The following is a 20,570-nucleotide window of genomic DNA, read 5'->3' as shown; positions in this document are numbered from 1 at the left end:
GCCCCTCGCCCTGCGGCGGCGTTTCCGGCACACTGTGCGCCCCCGCATTTGCACCCTGATGACCCTGTGTGTCGGAGGGTCATGCCACCATCGTGCGGGCGGTGACCGGTGATACGAGACCAAGAAGAGACCATGAAGCAGCAGGGCGTGCACGCCGAGGGCGCGGAGGGCACCTCCGGTGCCGGGGCGCGCCCGGACGCCGCCCAGCCGCACGGCACGAGCCCCGCCGAGGCGGACAACGGCACCGGCGGCGCGCACCTCGCCGACTGCCCGGACGACGCCCACGCCGACGAGGTCGAGGGCGACGAACCGCTGCTTCCCGCACGCGTGCACCGGCCCTCCGACCTGATGCGCCTCCTGGTGGGCGTGCTCGCGATCGCCGTGCTCCTGGCCGTCGCCGCCTTCGCCCACGGCACCACCTCGGGCCTGGAACAGGACATCAACAAGGGCACCGGCCAGGCACCCGACCTGCTGATCAAGATCGCGGGGCTGGCGTCGAGCATCGCCATCCTCCTGGTGCCGGTCGCGTTCGCGATCGAGCGGCTGATCAAGCGAGACGGGCTGCGCATCGCCGACGGCGTCCTGGCGGCGGTCCTCGCGCACGGGGTGACGCTCGCCACCGACCTCTGGGTCGCCAGGGCCGCTCCGAACTCGATCCAGGAAGCGCTCACCCAGCCCTCCCCCGGCAACATCCACGCCCTGACCGACCCGGTGCACGGCTATCTGGCCCCCGTCATCGCGTACATGACGGCCGTCGGCATGTCCCGCAGACCGCGCTGGCGTGCCGTGCTGTGGATCGTGCTGCTGCTCGACGCGTTCTCCATGCTCGTCACCGGCTACACGACACCGTTCTCGATCATCCTGACGGTGCTGATCGGCTGGACCGTGGCCTACGGGACGCTGTACGCGGTCGGCTCCCCGAACGTCCGCCCCACCGGGCGCACGCTGATGGCGGGCCTGCGCCACGTCGGCTTCCACCCGGTGTCCGCCGCCCGCGAGGAGGCCGCGGACACCGAGAACGGCGACCGCGGACGGCGCTACTTCGTGACCCTGGAGGACGGTCCGCCCCTGGACGTCACCGTCGTCGACCGGGAACAGCAGGCCCAGGGCTTCTTCTACCGGGCGTGGCGCAATCTGACCCTGCGCGGTTTCGCCACCCGCTCCAGCCTGCAGTCGCTGCGCCAGGCACTGGAGCAGGAGGCGCTGCTGGCGTACGCCGCCATCGCGGCCGGCGCCAACGCGCCCAAGCTGATCGCGACCTCCGAGCTGGGCCCGGACGCCGTCATGCTCGTCTACGAGCACACCGGCGGGCGCACGCTCGACTCGCTGGCCGACGAGGAGATCACCGACGAGCTGCTGCGCCACGCCTGGCACCAGGTGCAGGCGTTGCAGTCGCGACGCATCGCGCACCGCAGGCTCGCGGGCGACGCGATCCTGGTGGACCGGTCCGGCTCGGTGATCCTCACCGATCTGCGCGGCGGCGAGATCGCGGCCGGAGATCTGCTGCTGCGTATGGACGTCGCCCAGCTCGTGACCACGCTCGGACTGCGGGTGGGCGCCGAGCGGGCGGTGGCCTCCGCGGTCGGTGTGCTCGGCCCCGACGCGGTCGCCGACTGTCTGCCGATGCTCCAGCCCATCGCCCTGACCCGCTCCACGCGCGCGACGCTGCGCAAACTGGCCCGCGAACGGGCGCAGCGCGAGCGTGAGGCGGTCCTGGATGCCTCCCGGCAGGACAAACAGGCCCGCCTGGAGGAGGCCCCGGACGACACCTCCCTGGAAAAGCCCGACAAGAAGGCCGTGCGCGCCGAGCAGCGAGCCGAGAAGAGGGCCATCGACGAGGCCCTGGAGGAGGCCCGCGAAGACGATCTGCTCACCCAGATCCGGCACGAGGTGCTGCGCATCAGGCCGCAGGCCCCGGTGGAGCCGGCCCGGCTGGAGCGGGTCCGGCCACGCACGCTGATCAGCTTCATCGCGGGCGCCATCGGCGCGTACTACCTGCTGACACAGCTCACGCACATCGAGTTCGGCACGCTCTTCGCGCAGGCCCAGTGGGGCTGGGTCGCGGCGGCGGTGCTGTTCTCGGCGCTCAGTTACGTCGCCGCCGCGATGGCGCTCCTCGGCTTCGTGCCCGAGCGCGTGCCGTTCCTGCGGACCGTGGGGGCGCAGGTCGCCGGGTCGTTCGTGAAGATCGTGGCGCCGGCCGCGGTCGGCGGTGTGGCCCTCAACACACGCTTTCTGCAGCGCGCCGGCGTGCGCCCCGGACTCGCGGTGGCGAGCGTCGGCGCGTCGCAGTTGTTCGGGCTCGGCTGCCACATCCTGATGCTGCTGTCCTTCGGCTATCTGACCGGTACCGAGAAGACCCCGTCGCTGTCCCCGTCCCGGACGGTCATCGCCGGCCTGCTGACGGTGGCGGTGCTCGTCCTCGTGGTGACCTCGGTGCCGTTCCTGCGGAAATTCGTCGTCACGCGCGTGAGGTCGCTGTTCGCGGGCGTCGTGCCGCGCATGCTCGACGTGTTGCAGCGCCCGCAGAAGCTGGTCACGGGCATCGGCGGGATGCTGCTGCTCACCGCCTGCTTCGTGATGTGCCTGGACGCCTCGATCCGCGCGTTCGGCGACGGGTCCACCTCGCTCAGCATCGCCAGTGTCGCCGTCGTCTTCCTGGCCGGCAACGCCCTCGGTTCGGCGGCGCCGACTCCGGGCGGGGTGGGCGCCGTGGAGGCCACGCTGACCGTCGGACTGATCGCCGTCGGGCTCCCCAAGGAGGTCGCCGCACCGGCCGTGCTGCTGTTCCGGCTGCTCACGCTGTGGCTGCCGGTGCTGCCCGGCTGGCTGGCCTTCAACCATCTCTCCCGCCGGGGCTCCCTGTAGAACGCAGGGACCCGGCCCGGCCGAGGGGTCGGCTCGTCCCTCGTACGGCCCGCGCCCCGAGCGCCCCGGCGTGCGCCGCCCCAGGATGGGATCATGAAGCCCTCCCGGATCCGCGCCGCCGTGGCCGCCGCCGTCCTGCTGCCCTCCCTGCTCGTGGCCTGCGGCGGCGGCTCGAAGGCCGGTGACCTGGCGGCCCAGAAGCTGGACTGGAAGGACTGTCCGGCCCCCTCCGAGGCAGAGGGCGGCGGCAACACCCCCTCGCCGCTGCCGGGCAGCGGCCCCTGGCAGTGCGCCACCCTGGAGGCGCCCCTGGACTGGAGCAACCCGAAGGGCGACACCATCGGGCTCGCCCTCATCCGGGCCAGGGCGAGCGGCGACCCGGGCAAGCGGATCGGCTCACTCATCTTCAACTTCGGCGGGCCCGGCGGCAGCGGCGTCACCACGCTGCCCGCCTTCGCCTCGGACTACGCGAAGCTGCGCACGCGCTACGACCTGGTGAGCTTCGACCCGCGCGGCGTCGGCCGCAGCGCCCCCGTCAAGTGCAAGACCGACGCACAGCTCGACGTGTACTTCCAGCAGGACGCGACGCCCGACGACGCCACCGAGCGGGCCCAACTGGTGGACCGGACCAAGGGGTTCAACGCGGGCTGCGCGAAGAACTCCAAGACGATCCTGCCGCATGTGCGCACCACGGACGCCGCCCGCGACGTGGACCTGATGCGCCAGGTCCTCGGCGACACCAGGCTGCACTACTTCGGCATCTCCTACGGCACCGAACTCGGCGGCGTCTACGCCCACCTGTTCCCCCGGAAGGTGGGCCGGGCCGTCTTCGACGCGGTCGTCGACCCCACCAAGACCCCCGAGCAGAACGCTCTGGGCCAGGCCAGGGGCTTCCAGCGCGCGCTCGACAACTTCGCCGACGACTGCACCTCGAAGGTCACCGAGTGTCCGATCGGCGACACCCCGCAGGACGTCAAGAACCGCATCGCCAAACTCCTCGCCGACCTCGACAAGAAGCCGATCCCGGGCATCTTCCCGCGCCGGCTCACCCAGACCGCCGCCACCAACGGCATCGCGCAGTCCCTGTACTCCAAGGATTTCTGGGAGTACCTGACCGAGGGCCTGGAAGAGGCGTACGCCGGCGACGGCAGGATCCTGATGCTGCTGTCCGACTCGATGAACGGCCGCAACGCGAACGGCGAGTACAGCAACCTCACCTCCGCGAACGTGGCCATCAACTGCGCCGACGAGAAACCGAGGTACACCGTCGACCACATCCAGCGCAAGGTGCCCGAGTTCCGGGCCGCCTCCCCGCTGTTCGGGGACTTCCTGGCCTGGGGCATGATCAGCTGCACCGACTGGGCGGTGCCGGGCGCCGCCGACCACCCCGACGTGAGCGCGCCCGGATCCGCGCCGATCGTCGTCGTGGGCAACACCGGCGACCCGGCGACCCCGTACGAGGGTGCGCGGAGAATGGCGGACGCGCTCGGCAAGGGCGTGGGCATCCAGCTGACGTACAAGGGGCAGGGGCACGGCGCCTACGACAGCAAGAACAAGTGCGTGCAGGACGCCGTGAACGGCTATCTGCTGGACGGGAAGCTGCCGACCGCCGGCACCGTCTGCACCTGACCCACCATCAGATTCGATTAACCAGCAGGTCAGAGCGTTATCCACAGGCTGTGACGGGTCCGGCGCGATCCGCCTACTATGGCCTGACCGCCCTCCGCGACCGACGTGCGGAGGGCTTGCGAGGGGGGTGCACAAGGTGCGTTTCGTACGGTGGACGGCCGCGGTCGCGGCAGCGGTGCTGATGACCGGATGCGGCGGCGGATCGTCCGACGGCAGTAAGGACACAGGCGCGGGCGCGGGCGACGGGAAGGACCGGCCCGCTCCGTCGTCGACGGCACCGGCCGGGCCGTCCAGCGCCGGGCTGCCCTCCTCGCTCGTCTCGCAGAAGCCCGACTGGGGCCGCTGCGAGGCCACCGCGGACTCCGCGGCGCCGAGCGCCGACTGGCGGTGCGCGACGCTCAAGGTCCCGCTGGACTGGTCGAAGCCGGACGGCCGGACGATCGATGTCGCGCTGATCCGGGCGCGGGCCACCGGCGGCGACCGCATCGGCTCGCTGCTCTTCAACTTCGGCGGCCCGGGCGGCTCGGGCGTCTCGATGATGCCGTACTACGCCACGACGGTCGCCAAACTGCGCGAGCGGTACGACCTGGTGAGCTTCGACCCGCGCGGCGTCGGCGCCAGCGAGGGTGTCCGCTGCCGCAGCGACCGCGACATCCAGGCCGCCGAGGCCGTGGACAACACCCCCGACACCCCGGCCGAGGAGAAGGCGTTCCTCCAGGACGCCGCCGACTTCGGCAAGGGCTGCGCCCGCGCCGCCGGAAAACTGATGGCGCATGCCTCGACGGCCGACACCGCCCGCGACATGGACCTGATGCGCCAGGTCCTCGGCGACACCAGACTGCACTACTTCGGCATCTCCTACGGCACCGAACTCGGCGGCGTCTACGCCCACCTGTTCCCCGAGAACGTGGGCAGGATGATCCTCGACGCGGTCGTCGACCCCACCGCCGACACGGTGGGACACGCCAAGAACCAGGCGCTGGGCTTCCAGCGGGCCCTGGACGACTACCTGAAGTCCACAGGGCAGGACCCCGCGGAGGGAACCCGGAAGATCGCGGACCTGCTGGACCGGCTCGACGCCCGGCCGCTGCCGGCGACGCCCGGACGCAGGCTCACCCAGTCGCTCGCGGTCACCGGCATCGCCCTGCCGCTGTACAGCAGGTCCCGCTGGCCGGAGCTGACCGAGGCGCTGAAGGCGGCCGAGCAGGGTGACGGATCACGGCTGCTGTCCCTCGCCGACGACTACAACGAACGTGACTCCTCGGGGCGCTACGGCACCTCGTCCCACGCGCAACGGGTCATATCGTGCCTGGACGACAGGCAGCGGCCCACGCTGGAGGAGACGAAGCAGCGGCTGCCGGAGTTCGCGGAGATCTCCCCGGTGTTCGGGGAGTTCCTGGGCTGGGACACGGCCGGCTGGTGTCACGACTGGCCGGTGGCCGGGCAGTACGACACCCCGGAGGTGAGTGCGCCGGGTGCGGCGCCGATCCTGCTGGTCGGCAACACCGGCGACCCGGCGACCCCGTACGAGGGCGCCCGCAGGATGGCGGACGAACTGGGCAAGGGCGTCGGTGTGGAGCTGACCTGGAAGGGCGAGGGGCACGGGGCGTACGGCAGCGGGAGCGACTGTGTCGATACGACGGTGAACGCCTACCTGCTGGACGGGACGGTGCCCAAGGACGGCAAGGTCTGCGCCTAGCGGCCCACGCAGCGCGCGCCCCGGGCATCTGGCGGGCAACGCAAAGGGGCCCGGCAGGCGCGCTGCCGGGCCCCTTGGGAACCGGTGAGGGCGTTCGCCTAGTAGACCGGCTTGTCCGGCTCGATCTGGTTGACCCAGCCGATCACGCCGCCGCCGACGTGCACGGCGTCGGCGAAGCCCGCGGACTTCAGCACGGCGAGGACTTCGGCACTGCGCACGCCCGTCTTGCAGTGCAGGACGATCTTCTTGTCCTGCGGAAGGCCCTCCAGCGCGGAGCCCATGAGGAATTCGTTCTTCGGGATGAGCCTTGCGCCCGGGATGGAGACGATCTCGTACTCGTTCGGCTCACGGACGTCGATGATCTCGATGTTCTCGCCGTCGTCGATCCACTCCTTGAGCTGCTTGGGAGTGATCGTCGAGTCGGCGGCCGCCGCCTGGGCCTCCTCGGACACGACGCCGCAGAAGGCCTCGTAGTCGATGAGTTCGGTGACGGTCGGGTTCTCGCCGCAGACCGCGCAGTTCGGGTCCTTGCGGACCTTGACCTGGCGGTACTGCATCTCCAGGGCGTCGTAGATCATCAGGCGGCCGACCAGCGGCTCACCCGTGCCGGTGAGGACCTTGATCGCCTCGGTGACCTGGATGGAGCCGACGGACGCGCACAGCACGCCGAGGACGCCGCCCTCGGCGCAGGAGGGCACCATGCCGGGCGGCGGGGGCTCCGGGTAGAGGCAGCGGTAGCAGGGGCCGTGCTCGGACCAGAACACCGAGGCCTGACCGTCGAAGCGGTAGATCGAGCCCCACACGTACGGCTTGTTGAGCAGCACGCACGCGTCGTTGACCAGGTAGCGGGTCGCGAAGTTGTCCGTACCGTCGACGATCAGGTCGTACTGGCTGAAGGTGTCCATCACATTGTCGGCCTCAAGCCGCTCCTCGTGAAGGATCACGTTCACGTACGGGTTGATGCCCTTGACGGTGTCACGCGCCGACTCGGCCTTGGAGCGGCCGATGTCGGCCTGGCTGTGGATGATCTGGCGCTGCAGGTTCGATTCGTCGACCTCGTCGAACTCCACGATGCCGAGCGTGCCGACGCCCGCGGCGGCCAGGTACATCAGCGCCGGCGAGCCCAGGCCGCCGGCGCCCACACAGAGCACCTTCGCGTTCTTCAGCCGCTTCTGCCCGTCCATCCCGACGTCAGGGATGATCAGGTGGCGGGAGTACCTGCGGACCTCGTCTACGGTGAGCTCGGGGGCCGGCTCGACCAGGGGTGGCAGCGACACGGGGACTCCGTTGGTCGGTCAAACACTACGGTTGTTCTATCCGCAACACTGCCACGGCCTTTTTCATTCCGAGACACCCGTTCCGATCCGCGAGACGATGTCGTCCCAGTAGCCGGGCATCGTCTCCCAGGGGTCGATGTGGCCGCCGCGGTCGGTGCGGTCCGTGAAGTAGATCGTGGCCGCGCCCTGCCAGCGGGCGATGCGCAGCGCCTCGTCGAGATGGCCGCGGGGCACGCCGTGCACGAAGTGGCAGAAGCGGTCGGGCGGGTAGTCGGCGGTCCACTCGGCGGCCTGCGACCAGCGGTAGTCGGACCAGGCGCCGGAGAAGGTCACCAACTGGTCCGCGTTCTCGGCGTAGCCCGGGTGCGGGTGGGCGCCGTGGCCGAGGACGATGTGGGTGGCCGCGCCGAGGGTGCGCAGCGCGGTGACGGCACGCCGGATGTCGGGCAGTTCGGCACGCTCGGTGGGGCAGCGGGCCAGCAGGAAGCCGTCGACCTGGTACCAGTCGCGGTAGCGGCGCGCGTCCCAGAGCAGGTCCGCGCGGGCGCGGGCGCCGTACGCGGCGTCCAGGTGGCCGAGGACGCGGACGCCTCCGTTGCGCAGCCGGCCCGCGGCCTCCAGACAGTGCGGGTCGGGGTGCGCGCCGGGGCCGTCCGCGACGTCGAGGACCACCCAGTGCAGGGGGGTGCCGGGACGGGTGAGGTCGGCCCACTCGGCCGGGGCGAGGAGGGGGTGCGCAAGGCCGGGGACGCCGAAGCCGGTGCGCAGGGCGGCGCGGGCGGTGCCCTCCGGGGTGCTGGTCAGATACGGCATGCGGCCTCCATCCAGATGTCGGCGAGGGATTCCTCAAGGTTGATCCGGGGGCGCCAGCCGAGCCGGTCGCGTGCGGTGCGTACGTCGGCCTGCTGCCAGCTGCCGCACCCGTCCGGGTACGGGTACGCGACGGGCGGCGTGTGGTCGGAGTCGGCGCGGGGGTGCCCGATGGCGGTGCGCAGGGGGCCGGGAGGTCCGTCGAGTTCGTGCAGGGCGCCGCCGTATCCGGCGACGCGGGCGAGGACGGCGGCGGCGTCCCGGAGCCGTACGGCCCGGCCGGAGCCGATGTTGATGACGCCTTGCGCGGCGGAGAGCGAGGCCGCGTGCACGGCGCGGGCCACGTCGCGTACGTCGACGAAGTCGCGCTGCACCCCGAGGCCGCCGAGTTTGAGTTCGCCGTCGCCGGCCTGCATGGCGCGGCGCATGGCTTCGGCGAGCCGGCCGAGCGGCGAGCCGGCCGGGGTGCCGGGGCCGGCGGGCGAGAACACGCGCAGCACGACGGCGTCCAGGCCCGATCCGAGGACCAGTTCGGTGGCGGCGAGCTTGCTGACGCCGTACGGGCCGCCCGGGCGGGGCACGGCGTCCTCGGCCGTGGAGGAGCCGGGCTGGCTCGGCCCGTACTCGGCGCCGCAGCCGATCTGCACCAAGCGGGCGCCGCAGCCGCTGCGCCGCAGGGCCTCGCAGACCGTGGCGACGGCGACGGTGTTGTGCCGGGTCAGTTCACGGGCACCGCCGCGGGTGGCGCCCGCGCAGTTGACGACGACGCCGGGGTGGACCGCGTCCAGGAAGCGGGTGAGCGCGCCGGGGCTGCCGGTCGCGAGGTCGAAGCGGACGTCGGCGTCGTCGCCGCGGCCGAGCGCGGTGAGCTGGACGGCCGGGTCGGCGAGCAGACGGTCGGCGACGAACCGGCCCAGGTAGCCGTTGGCTCCGATCAGCAGGACCCTCATCGTTCGGCTCCCGGGGTGTGTGCTCCGGCTGCTCCGGTGGCTCCGGATGCTCCGGGTCGGGAGGTGGTCATCTGGTCTTCTCCTTCGAGGGGGTGGTGCGGTCGCCGCCGCCCGTGGGGCCGGGCGTCTGCGAGTGGGTTCACGTCTGCTCCCCGGTCGGCGCGTGGGCCGAGGCCCGGGTCAGGGCGCGGCTCGCGTGGAGCAGCAGCGCCAGGGCGGCCGTCGCGCAGGCGAGCGTCGGGACGCCCCCGGGCCCCCAGGCGTCCACCAGGGCCTCGACGGGGGTGGCCAGGAAGGCGCAGCCGGGGAGGCGGGCGGCGAGGGCCAGGGCGGGCGCCAGTGCCTCGGCCGTGGCCGCGGCGGCGAGGGCAAGGGCCGCGGGGTGGGGCAGGTGGTGGACGGTGAGGAGACGGGCGAGCAGGAGGAGGGCACCGAGGGCAAGCGTCTCGGGGTAGGCGGCGGGCTCGCGCAGGACCGCGCCGCACAGCGCGGCCAGGGCGGCGAGCGCGCCCAGGAACAGGGCGAACGTGCCGAACAGCAACGGCCGCACGGCGGCGGCGAACTCCTCAAGGCCGCGGCTGCCGTCGAGTCTGCGGCGGGCGCGGGTGGCGAAGAGGTGGGCGCAGCAGGCCGCCGGGACGCAGGCCAGGGTGAGGGCCAGGACGGGCGCGGCGGTCAGCGGCCAGGGGCCGTCCGCGGTGCCGTCCGGCAGTCCGTCGGGGCCGCCGGACAGGGCGGCCCTGAGGAGGCCGTCGCCGAGGAGGGCGTAGCCGAGCAGCCACCAGGTGCCCGTGTGCGTGCCGTCCGCGGGGCGCCACGCGTGCGTGCCGGACGGCGTGCTCAGCGGGCCGCGACGCAGTGCCGTACGGACGCCGAGTGCCACGGCGAGGATGCCTGCGGCGGCCACCAGGAGGCGGGCGCGGCCGTGGGTGAGGTGCAGGCCCGCCAGGGTGAGCCCGGTCAGGGCGCCGGGCAGCAGGGCGCGCAGGACCCAGTCGGCGCGTGCCCGGGTGGCCGGGGCGGTCCGTGCGGGCGGCGGGGGCCGGTCGCCGTCGCGGGGTACGCGCGCGTACATCTCCTCGGCCAGCGAGAAGACGTCGCGGTGGCGGAAGCGGGCGGCGGTCCGGTCGGTGATGCCGTGCGCCTCCAGGCCCGCGGCGATCTCCAGCGGGTCCACGGCCCGTTCGCACAGGTCGCGGTGCCGGTGCATCAGCGTCTTCACGGGGTCCGCGGCCCCGCGCCGCGCCCTGGCCCCGCGCCTCGCGTCCGAGCCGGCACCGCCCGCACCCCGGCCCCCGCCGGCGCCGCTTCCCTCACCTGCATCGCGGCCTCCGCCCGCCGGCCTCTCGCCGGCCGGGGTGCGGGCCGAGGCGCCGAACGCCGGTCTTTCACCGGTGCGGTCGGTGGTGGCGTCGGCGGTCGCGGCGCCGGCCGTCGGGCGTCCGGCGGTGTCCTCCTGAGCCCGCATGACGTCCCTCGTGTCGCTCGTCCCCGTCACACCGGCCTCGCCTGTCACATCGGCTTCGCTGAGCGCAAAGGCCGCGTAGGGGTCGCTGGGCTCATCGGCCGCACCGGACTCACCGGGCTCATCCGGTTCCTTCGGTTCTCCGAAGAGCCAGCCCTCGGAGCGGGCGTCCCAGGCGCCGGGACTGGCCGGGGTTCCGGGGCGGTCCAGTTCGCCGAGGCCGCTCATCGGGCACCCTCCGTGGCCGCCACCGGAGTCGCCGTCACCGGGTCGGACGCGGTGGTGGCCCAGCCGGGGCCGCCGCGGGCCAGGATGCGGCTCCCCGGGCCGGTCCAGCGGCCGGGGATGTGCGCCTCGGCCGGGACGGCGAACGGCAGGGGTTCACCGGAGCCGTCGAGGACCACGCGCCGCACCGGGCAGCGCGAGACGACCTCCAGGTAAATGCCGTGAAATGCCGCGATGTTCTGCTCGACCGTGAACAGTTCGAGCGCGCGGGCGCGGGCGGCGGCGCCCAGGCGCTCACGGCGCTCGGGGTCGCGCAGCAGCGCCACGCAGGCTTCGGCGAGCGCCCGCGGATTGCGCGGCGGCACGACGAGGCCCGTGCCGCCGATCACCTCGACCACCGCGCCGACGTCCGTGGACACCGTCGCACGGCCGCAGAACATCGCTTCGACGAGACCGATGGGGAAGCCCTCGACGACGCTGGACAGGACGACCACGGCGCCCGAGGCGTACGCGTCGGCCAGGGTCGGGATCTCCGGACCGCCGATCTCCTCGAAGGACACCGGGTTCTCCCCGACGGCGTGCACGCCGTCCGCCTCGTCCGGGAAGAGCTGCGCGGCGAGCGCCCTGCAGTGCCCCAGATAGGCCCGGCCCTCGGGGTCCGCCGGCGCGCCCACGATCCGCAGCCGGGTCTCGGGCTGCGCCCTGCGGACCTCCGCGAAGGCGTGCAGCAGCGACACCAGGTCCTTGGCGGGCTCCACCCGGCCGACCCACACCAGCGTGTCCGCGTCGGCGCGCTCCTGGGACTCGCCGACCTCGGCGAAGCGGGACGCCTCCATGCCCGGGTAGACCGTACGGATCCGGGAACGGTCCGCGCCGCACCGCTCCTGCCAGCGGCGGGCATGGGTGTTGCCCGGGGTGAGGAGCGCGGCTCGTGCGTAGACCTCGGCGGCGAGCCGGCGGTTGAAGGCGGCGAGCAGCGCCCGTACGGCGGGTGCCTGTGTCCCGGCGTCGGCGGCCAGATAGTGCGAGCGCAGTTGCACGCCGTACTCGGTCACCACGAGGGGCACGCCGGAGAAGTGGCCCGCGAGCAGTCCGGCGAGGGCGGCGGGGCCGCCGGCCGTCGCATGGCACAGGTCCACGGAGCCGAGGCCGTCGTCCTCGTACCAGTCGAGGGAGAGGGGGCGCAGGGCGCGTTCGAGGTGTGCCGCGACGGTGAGAAGGTCGGGGACGCGGGCCTCGCGCACCGTGCGCGGTGTGCCGGGGGCGCGGCAGGCGCGTTCCAGCGCGCGTACGGCGGTCTCGGAGCGGAGTGCGCCGACGAGTCCGCCCTCGTCGCGGGACAGTTCCGCGAGCCCGTACAGGGCGCTGGCGAAACGGTCCGCCTGATCGTCCGAGCCGGTGCAGACGGCACTCGCCAGATCCTCGTAGCACTCGGCGAAGCGCCGGCGCGCGCGCCGTGCGTAGCCGACCCCGTCGTCCTCGGCCGTCCATAACGGTGCCGTGCGTACGCGGCTGACCTGCGGTGGAAGCGGCAGCCAGCCCTCGTCCTCCTGGTGCCTGCTGCGGCTGAGCGCGTAGATGTCGAACTCATGCTGTCCGAGCCCGCGTACGAGCCGGTCGCACCAGAGTCTGGCGTCACCGCTCACATACGGGTAGCCACCCTGGGTAAGCAGTCCGATGCGCACGTGTGCACCCCCGATCTCCCTTTTGGGGAGCCGCCGTTGTCCCGGCGGCTCACAGCGGGACGAACGTAAGCGGACAGGACGGTGGCGCGACGGACGGTTGTCCATCGCGCCACCAAAAGGGGTGAACGGCCGTAACTTTCGCGTGCGGATCGCGTTCTGTCGCGCTAGGAGATCACGCGGACACGAAACGTCACGCCGTGGCCAGCTCCTGGCGGGCGGCCCGGCGCCGGGCCGCGACCTCGGGGTCGAGAGCGGGCACCGCTGCCAGGAGCTGCCGGGTGTAGGGATCCTGCGGGGAGTCGTACACGTCGTCGGCGGGGCCGGTCTCCACGACCCGGCCCCGGCGCATCACCGCGACCCGGTCGCTGACCCGGCGGACCACGGCGAGGTCGTGGGCGACGAAGACCAGCGCGAGTCCCAGTTCCCGCTGCAACTCGGCGAGCAGGGCGACCACTTGGGCCTGGGTGGTGACGTCCAGCGCGGAGACCGGCTCGTCGCAGACGATGACGCGCGGGTCGGCGGCGAGCGCCCGTGCGATGCCCACGCGCTGGCGCTGGCCGCCGCTGAACTCGTGCGGGTAGCGGTCGTAGTGCGCCGCTTCGAGCCCCACGCGCTCCAGCAGTTCGCGTACGCGCCCCCGGATGTGCTCCTCGTCCCTGCCTCGCGCGCGGAGCGGGTCGGCTATGGACTCGCCCACGCTGCGGCGGGGGTTGAGGGAGGCGACGGGGTCCTGGAAGACCATCTGCACGGCCGGGTTCACCCCGGTGTGCGGGCGGCCCGCGTAGTGGATCTCGCCCGCCGTCGGCTCCAGCAGACCGACGAGCATGCGGCCGAGGGTCGTCTTGCCGCTGCCGCTCTCCCCCACGATGCCCAGGGTCTCGCCCCGGCGGACCGTGAGGGAGACGTCGTCCACGGCGGTCAACGCCCGCTGACCGCGCCCGAAGACCCGCCGGAGACCGGCCGCCTCCAGGACGATGTCACCGGCCACGCGCGAGCCGCCGCCCGACGCACCCCCGACACTCGGCACACCCCCGGCACCCGGCGCGCTCCCCACACCCGGTGCCACGGCCTCCGAAGCCTGCGCGCCCCGCGCCTCCCCCTGCCCGGCGCCCGCCCGAGCCACGTCGGCCGGCGCCGCCTCCGCCCGAGCCACAGCAGGCGCAGGCGCAGCCGCAGCCGCAGCCGCAGCCGCCCGAGCCTCGTTCACGCGCGGCACCGCGGCGAGCAGTTCGCGGGTGTACTCCTGTGCGGGCGTGGCGAGGACGGTGCCGACCGGGCCGTGCTCGACGGCCTCGCCGTGCCGCATGACCAGCACCTCGTCGACGCTCTCGGCGGCGACGCCCACGTCGTGGGTGACGAGCAGCAGCCCCATCCCGGTCTCCGCGCGCAGCGTGTGCAGCAGGTCGAGGATCTGCGCCTGGACGGTCACGTCCAGCGCGGTGGTCGGCTCGTCCGCGACCAGCAGGTCGGGCGCGCAGGCCAGCGCCATGGCGATCAGCGCGCGCTGGCGCATGCCGCCGCTGAACTCGTGCGGGCGCGACCGGGCCCTGCGCCGGGCGTCCGGGATGCCCACCCGGTCCAGGACCTCGACGGCACGCGCGCGTGCCGCACGCCGTGACACGCGCGCGTGCACCCGGTACACCTCGGCGATCTGGTCGCCAATGGCGTAGTACGGGTCGAGCGACGACAGCGGGTCCTGGAAGACCATGGCGGCCTTGCCTCCGCGCAGGCGCCGCAGTTCCTCGTCGGAGGCCCGCTGCACATCGGTCCCGGCGACCCGGACCGAGCCGCCGACCCGGGCGCCGGTGTCCCGGTGCAGGCCCAGCAGGGCGTTGGCGACCGTGGACTTGCCGGAGCCGGACTCGCCGACCAGGGCGAGCGCGGCGCCGGGCGCCAGCCGGAAGGACAGCCCGGCGACGGCCCGCAGGGGCCCGAACTCGACCGTGAGGTCCCTGACGTCCACCAGGCTCATGCGAGCACCACCCGTCGGTCGGCCACCGCGTACAGCACGTCCGCGACGGCGTTGGCGATGACCACGAAGAAGCCGATGACCAGGACCATGCCGACGACCACCGGCAGGTCGACGACTTTGACGGCGTGCACCAGTTCCTGGCCGATGCCGGGCAGGCCGAAGAGAGTTTCGGTGAGCACGGCGCCGCCGACGGCGGAGCCGACGTTGTTGGCGTTCAGCGCGATGACGGGGGCCAGCGCGCCGCGCAGCGCGTGCCGGCCGACGACGGACCGCTCGCCGACGCCGTAGGCGCGGAAGGTGCGGATGTGGTCCTCCGCCAGCGTCTCCAGCATCGCCGCCCGGGTGAGCCGGGCGAACGCCGCCGCCTCGATCAGGGCCAGCGACAGCCACGGCAGCAGCAGGTTCCAGGCCCACTGCTCGGGGTCGTCGGTGAGGGCGACGTACTGCGGGAAGGGCAGCAGGCGCAGTTCGCCGCAGACGACGATCATCAGCACGAGGCCGATGACGAAGACGGGGGTCGCCGTGCCCGCGAGGGTGACGGCGGTCAGCAGCCGCTCGGAGATCCGCCCCCGCCGCCACGCCGACAGCACGCCGGTCCCGACGCCGAGCACGAGCCAGAGCACCATCGCGCCGAGCACCAGCGACAGGCTGACGGGCAGCTTGGTCAGGATGATGTCCATGACCTGCTGGCCGGTCTGGTACGAGAGCCCCAGGCAGGGCGCCGGGCAGTGCTGGACCGATGTGCCGGTCGAGAAGTCCTGGCCGGTGACGAGGCCCTGCAGGAAGTGGCCGTAGCGCACGTACAGCGGGTCGTCGAGCCTGAGCTGCTGGGCGACCTGCTGCACCTGTTCCGGGGAGCAGCGCGGGCCGCAGGTGATCTGGGCGACGTTGCCAGGGGTGGCGTAGAAGACGACGTAGACGATCACCGAGATGGCCAGCAGGGTGACGATCGTGCCGACGGCGCGGCGCAGGACGAAGCCGCCGAAGCCGCTCATGCGGACCCCTCCTTCTCGACGGCACCGTGGGCGTCCCCGCGCCCGCCGGCGTCCTGGAGGCCGCTCGCGCGGCCGGTCGGGTCGCCGGGCCCGTTGCCACTCCCGCGGCGGGAGCCGGCCGCGCGGGCGCGGCCCGTGCCGACGCGCAGCCGCGAGGCCGCGCGCGGGTCGAGGGCGGTGCGCACGCCGTCGCCGAGGACCGTCAGGGCGAGCACGGTCACGAACAGGGCGCCGGCCGGGAGCAGCAGGTACTGCGGCGCCGCCTGGTACCAGACGTCGGCCGAGGTGAGCATCTGTCCCCAGGAGGGCGTCGGCGGCTTCACGCCGACGCCGAGGAAGGACAGGGCCGCCTCGACGGAGATGTTCATGGGCACGAGCAGGGCGGCGTATGTGATGACGGGCGCGGCGAGTCCGGGCAGCAGTTCGCGCCGGGCGACGTGCCAGGACCCCCAGCCGCTGAGCCGGGCGGCGGCCACATGGTCGAGCCCTTTGAGACCGAGCGTCTGAGCACGCACGATCTTGGCGATGTTGCCCCAGGCGATCAGGCCGATGACCAGGGTGACCAGGACGGGCCGCGGGAAGGTCGACGGGACGATCGCGAGCAGCGCCAGAGCCATGATCATCAGTGGCATGGCGACGATGATGTCGGTGGCCCGGCTCAACAGTTGATCAACCCATCGGTTGCCGAGCGCGGACGCGACGCCCACGGCGACCCCGATCAGGACCTGCACCAGGGTCGCGGTCAGCGCGACCCCGAGTGACACGCGCGCCCCGTAGACCAGCCGCGCGAACAGGTCGCGCCCGGTCTGCGGTTCGACACCCAGCCAGTGGTCGCCGCTGATCCCGCCGAACGAGCCGACGGGCACGCCGCCGCGGGCGGAGTCGACCAGCGCCGGGTGGTAGGTGGTCGGGTCCTGGCCCTCGACGGCGGTAAGCAGCGGCGCGGCGAGCGCGACCAGGACGAGCAGCGCGACGACGACCGCCGCGCCGAGGGCGGCGCGCTGCGTGCGCAGCCGCCGCCAGAACTGACGGGCCCCGGAGGCCGCCGGGACGGTGGTGTCCGTCCCGGCGGCCCGGGAGACCGTTGCGGTCTCGCTCATGACTGTGCTGATCCGCTCGGCCTACTTGACCGCGACCTGGGAGATGTCGAGGACTCCGGTCCAGTCGCTGATCACGATGTTCTTGATGTCCTTGCCGTACAGACGCTTGTAGACGGGGTGGAACAACGGCACGGTCAGGGCCTGTTCGCCGATCTTCTTGTCCAGTGCACCCCACCTCTTGGCGGCCGCGTCAAGATCGGTCAACTTGTTGATCGCGTCAATCTCGTCATTGACCGACGCGTCATTGAGCAGGCCGGTGTTGAAGTTCGCGCCGTCCTTGACGATCTGACGGCCGTCGAAGATCGGGGCGAGGAAGGGGCCGCCGGAGGGCCAGTCGGCGCCCCAGTGGGCGAGGAAGAGGCCCGGCTCGGTCTTGACGTTGTGGATCTTGTCCGAGTAGTCGTTCTCCTCCAGACCCTGGAGCTTGACGGTGATGCCGGCCTTCTTGAGCGCGTCCTGGACGGCGGTCGCGATCTCCGGGCTGGTCTCGAAGTCCTTGCTGTTGGAATGGGTCAGGGTGATGGTCAGCCCGTTCGGGTGTCCCGCCTCCTTCAGTAGTTCCCTGGCCTTGGCGGGGTCGCCGGTCTCGCCGGCCGGGAAGAGGTCGTACGGCGTGTAGCCGAAGGACTTCTGGTCGGGCAGGAAGGTGGTCGCGGGCTCGGCGAGCGCCGAACCGCCGGCCGCGTTGATCACGGACGAACGGTCGACGGCGTAGGAGATCGCCTGCCGCACCTTCGGGTCGTCGAACGGCTTGACCTTGGGGTTGAACGCGAGGTAGTTCGTGTAGCCGAAGTGGCCGGTGCCGACGCGCGCGGCCAGTTCCTTGTCGCCGGTGACCTTGGCGAGTTCGGCCGGGCCGAGGTTGGTGTCCGTGGTGACGGCGGCCGCGTCCGCTCCCTGGGACGCCGACAGCCGCTGGTTGATCACCGAGGAGTCGAGCCCGGAGCGCACGTCGATGGTGTCCGGGTGGGCCTTGCGCTCGGCGTCCGTGGCGGCGGACCAGTGCGGGTTGCGTTCCAGGACCAGGTGTTCGCCGTCGTTCTCGTTCTTGACGACCTTGTAGGGGCCGGACGAGACGGGGTGCTTCTCGTACTCGGCGCCGGTGTCCTTGTCCTTCGGGACGGGCGTGAACTGCGTCTGTGTGGCCAGGTAGGGGAACTCGCCCTCCGGCTTGTTCAGATGGAAGACGATCGTCAGGTCGTCCGGCGTCTCGATCGCCGACAGCCCCTTCTTGTCCTTGTACGGCCCCTGGTAGTCGGCCGCGCCGACCAGCCAGTCCCTCAGGTACGGGGCGCCGCCGGAGAGTTCGGGGGCGAAGGAGCGCTCGATGCCGTACTTGATGTCGGCCGAGGTGATCGGGGTGCCGTCCTCGTACTTGAGCCCCTTCTTCAGGGTGTACGTCCACACGGTCGCGTCCTTGTTGGGGCGCCCGGTGTCGGTGGCGAGGTCGGGGACGACCTTGGTGCCGGCCGCGCCGTTCTCCCGGTTGCGGGTGGTGAGGGTGCGGAAGACCAGGGACGGGACGTTGCCGCCGCCGGAGGTGTAGAGGCGGGCGGGGTCGAAGTTCTGCTGCGGGCTTGAGTTGAGGACCGTGAGGGTGCCGCCCTTGTGCGGAGCGGAGTCGCCACTCGACCCCTTGGCATCGTTGTCCTCCGGGCCGCAGGCGGCGGCGCCCGCTGCCACGACCAGGCCGACGGTTGCCGCTGCCACGCGGCGCGCTGTGAGGGACGGATGACGCATCGGAATGACGACCTCTCGGTTGGTGTCGAGGATTTCTCGAATGGCGAGACAGATGGACAAGGGTTGAGACGCATCTGTACAGACGTCCACCCCGGCGCCGGGTCGTCGAGGAGATCCGTGCCATCGGCACGGGTCAGGGAAACGGTGAGTCAGGTCGCGACGCGAACGCCAGAGGCAGGCGTCAGCGACAGTGGATGTCGGCCACGCAGAGCGCGGTCACGCCGATCAGCGCCAGCTCGATGGCGGCGCGAGAGGTGACGGCGTGGCGGGTCCACATGCGCAGAAATATGAACGAACAATCTGCACATGTCAACGTGACGGGAGCGACACCGGTCAACTCCCGGGGTAGGGCCACGGGTTGGGCAGACAGTGGATTCCGTCATGGTCGAGGAACTTGGTCTGCTGCTGCATGACGGGCGCCGGCTGTCCGTCCTTGTCACAGGTGACATGGCCATAGCCGAGCCGGTGGCCCACCTCGTGGTTGATGAGCATCTGCCGGTAGGCGTGGATCTCCTCGCCGTACGTCGTGCTGCCCTGCGCCCATCGATAGGCGTTGATCATCACGCGCTGGGTGGCGGCCGAGTCGCAGGAGACGTTGTCCTCGGTGGTGTCCAGACCGGACTTGGCGCACCAATCGGCGGTGGTGCCGGGGCTGGCCAGGGTGATGACGAAGTCGGGCTCGCCCGAGTGGATGCGCTCGAAGGTGCGGGCGCCGCCGTGGGCCCAGCTGCGGCGGTCGTTGAGGGTCTTCTGCACCGCCTGGGCGAAGAGTTCGCCGTCCAGGCCGAGTCCCTGTTCCACGTCCACGCGGTAGGTGTACTTCCGGCCCGTGCCCGGCGCCTTGGCGATGCCGGGGATCGCCTCGAACCTGCCCGACGCCTTGAGCTTGGCGTCGAGCGGGTACTTCCGGTCCATCTTCTGCCCGTACGTCAGCGGCGTCACGTCCGGCGACGCGGAGGCGGTGGTGCGGCCGTCGGAGCGCGAGGCGGGGTCCCGCGCGTCGCGCGCCTGGTCGGTGGTGGACCGCGGCTGCGCCTCGGTGTCGCCGCGGCCGTCGGTGACCTGTCCGGCCACGATCACCGCGAGCACGGTGGTGACGGCTGCGGCAGCGATCCCGGTGAACGCCCGGCCCTTGGCACCCTTGGCCGGCGCGGGCGGGCCGGTCGGGGGCTCGTCGTCCTCGTCGCGCTCGCCCGCCACGGGGGCGGCGGGGGCGTACGGTTCCGTGTGCCGCAGGCCGGACTTGGCGCGGGATGCGAACACATCGTCGTCGGCGTCCGCACCGGCGCCGAAGGCGTCGAGGTATTCCTGCCGAGGGCCGCCGGGCGGCACGGGCCGCTGCCGCGGCAGGGCGGCGCCAGGACCCGCGGCGGCCGGCCCCGGGGCACCCCCGTGCCCCGCACCGGCCCGCCCGCGCAACTCGCCCCAGCCCCCGCCGGGTTCACGCTGCTCAGGATGCCCACCACGAGCCCGCGGCACCCCCTGCGCGGGAGTCCCGTCCGGCAACCGGGGTACGCCCCGAGCCGGAGTCCCGTCCGCGGGCCGAGGTACCCCCCGAGCGGGAGCCCCGTCCGGCAACCGCGGCACACCTCGCGCGGGAGTCCCGTCCCCCGGCCGGGGTACGCCCCGAGCCGGAGTCCCGTCAGGCAACCGCGGCACACCTCGCGCGGGAGTCCCGTCCCCCGGCCGGGGTACGCCCCGAGCCGGAGTCCCGTCAGGCAACCGCGGGAATCCGTGCGCGGGCGTACCGTCAGGCAACCGGGGTACGCCCCGAGCGGGCGTCCCGTCGGACAGTCGCGGAAATCCATGCGCCGGCGTACCGTCCGACAACCGCGGCATACCCCGCGCGGGGGTCCCGTCGGACAACGGCGGCATCCCGCGACCCGGACTCCCGCTCCCCGGCCGGGGTACCCCCTGGGTCGGAGTTCCGTCAGGCAACCGCGCAAACCCATACGCCGGCGTCCCGTCAGGCAACCGAGGCACGCCCCGAGCCGGAGTCCCGTCCCCCGGCCGGGGTACCCCCTGAGCCGGAGTCCCGTCAGGCAACCGCGGCACCCCGTGCGCAGGCATTCCGCCGGCCGTGGGACGTCGCTGGCCGGGCAGCTGTCCCGGTACGGGGTCGGGCCGCGCCGCCTGTCCTGGCGCGTGCCCCGCG

At 72.6% G+C, this 20,570-nt stretch carries 14 protein-coding genes; 3 read left to right on the top strand and 11 right to left on the bottom strand.

The genetic code is table 11. The annotated features are described in order from the left end of the window. Nucleotides 1-132: 132 nt before the first annotated feature. The 3 genes from ACIRFL_RS06695 to ACIRFL_RS06685 all read left to right on the top strand — a co-directional run bounded on the left by ACIRFL_RS06695 (nt 133) and on the right by ACIRFL_RS06685 (nt 6,196). Entirely contained in the window at nt 133-2,868 is a 2,736-nt protein-coding gene (locus tag ACIRFL_RS06695) for a lysylphosphatidylglycerol synthase domain-containing protein (RefSeq protein WP_404024647.1), read from the top strand. Between the two features lie 90 nt (nt 2,869-2,958). Continuing rightward, nucleotides 2,959-4,497 (top strand): alpha/beta hydrolase, encoded by a 1,539-nt coding sequence (locus tag ACIRFL_RS06690; protein WP_404024862.1) that lies wholly within the window; start codon nt 2,959-2,961, stop codon nt 4,495-4,497. A 181-nt stretch (nt 4,498-4,678) separates the two neighbouring features. Further along, nucleotides 4,679-6,196, top strand: a complete 1,518-nt coding sequence (locus ACIRFL_RS06685) for an alpha/beta hydrolase (RefSeq protein ID WP_404024860.1) — start codon at nt 4,679-4,681, stop codon at nt 6,194-6,196. Nucleotides 6,197-6,294: 98 nt separating this feature from the next. Here ACIRFL_RS06685 and moeZ read toward each other — a convergent pair whose 3' ends face one another. From moeZ to ACIRFL_RS06630, 11 genes are all read right to left on the bottom strand, one after another. After that, nucleotides 6,295-7,473, bottom strand: coding sequence for an adenylyltransferase/sulfurtransferase MoeZ (moeZ, locus tag ACIRFL_RS06680; protein WP_404024645.1), 1,179 nt, complete (start codon nt 7,471-7,473; stop codon nt 6,295-6,297). Between the two features lie 63 nt (nt 7,474-7,536). Further along, nucleotides 7,537-8,286 carry a spherulation-specific family 4 protein gene (locus ACIRFL_RS06675; RefSeq protein WP_404024643.1) on the bottom strand — a complete coding sequence of 250 codons (750 nt, stop codon included), beginning with the start codon at nt 8,284-8,286 and terminating at the stop codon, nt 7,537-7,539. Further along, nucleotides 8,274-9,233, bottom strand: coding sequence for an NAD-dependent epimerase/dehydratase family protein (locus ACIRFL_RS06670; protein ID WP_404024640.1), 960 nt, complete (start codon nt 9,231-9,233; stop codon nt 8,274-8,276). The genes ACIRFL_RS06675 and ACIRFL_RS06670 overlap by 13 nt, the downstream gene beginning before the upstream one ends. 139 nt (nt 9,234-9,372) lie before the next feature. Continuing rightward, nucleotides 9,373-10,926 carry a hypothetical protein gene (locus tag ACIRFL_RS06665; protein WP_404024638.1) on the bottom strand — a complete coding sequence of 518 codons (1,554 nt, stop codon included), beginning with the start codon at nt 10,924-10,926 and terminating at the stop codon, nt 9,373-9,375. Beyond that, a complete protein-coding gene (gene pelF, locus ACIRFL_RS06660) occupies nt 10,923-12,608 on the bottom strand; it encodes a GT4 family glycosyltransferase PelF (protein WP_404024635.1) in 1,686 nt (561 codons plus the stop codon). Before pelF ends, ACIRFL_RS06665 begins: the two co-directional genes overlap by 4 nt. 190 nt (nt 12,609-12,798) lie before the next feature. Next, nucleotides 12,799-14,580 carry a dipeptide ABC transporter ATP-binding protein gene (locus ACIRFL_RS06655; protein WP_404024632.1) on the bottom strand — a complete coding sequence of 594 codons (1,782 nt, stop codon included), beginning with the start codon at nt 14,578-14,580 and terminating at the stop codon, nt 12,799-12,801. Next, nucleotides 14,577-15,575, bottom strand: coding sequence for an ABC transporter permease (locus ACIRFL_RS06650; RefSeq protein WP_404024629.1), 999 nt, complete (start codon nt 15,573-15,575; stop codon nt 14,577-14,579). Before ACIRFL_RS06650 ends, ACIRFL_RS06655 begins: the two co-directional genes overlap by 4 nt. Continuing rightward, complete coding sequence (locus tag ACIRFL_RS06645; protein ID WP_404024627.1) at nt 15,572-16,675, bottom strand: ABC transporter permease; 1,104 nt, start codon at nt 16,673-16,675, stop codon at nt 15,572-15,574. The genes ACIRFL_RS06650 and ACIRFL_RS06645 overlap by 4 nt, the downstream gene beginning before the upstream one ends. Before the next feature lie 21 nt (nt 16,676-16,696). Next, the gene (locus ACIRFL_RS06640) at nt 16,697-18,415 is read right to left on the bottom strand and encodes an ABC transporter substrate-binding protein (RefSeq protein ID WP_404024626.1); all 1,719 of its coding nucleotides are present in this window, start codon (nt 18,413-18,415) and stop codon (nt 16,697-16,699) included. A gap of 181 nt (nt 18,416-18,596) precedes the next feature. Continuing rightward, the gene (locus ACIRFL_RS06635) at nt 18,597-18,692 is read right to left on the bottom strand and encodes an Ms4533A family Cys-rich leader peptide (protein WP_404024623.1); all 96 of its coding nucleotides are present in this window, start codon (nt 18,690-18,692) and stop codon (nt 18,597-18,599) included. A gap of 56 nt (nt 18,693-18,748) precedes the next feature. Further along, complete coding sequence (locus ACIRFL_RS06630) at nt 18,749-20,254, bottom strand: DUF3152 domain-containing protein (RefSeq protein ID WP_404024857.1); 1,506 nt, start codon at nt 20,252-20,254, stop codon at nt 18,749-18,751. Nucleotides 20,255-20,570: the final 316 nt, after the last annotated feature.

The organism is Streptomyces sp. NPDC102462 (genome assembly GCF_044765425.1).
Classification (GTDB): domain Bacteria; phylum Actinomycetota; class Actinomycetes; order Streptomycetales; family Streptomycetaceae; genus Streptomyces.
The sequence above is the reverse complement of the archived record's forward strand: the minus strand, read 5'-3'. Positions and strand labels throughout refer to the sequence as shown.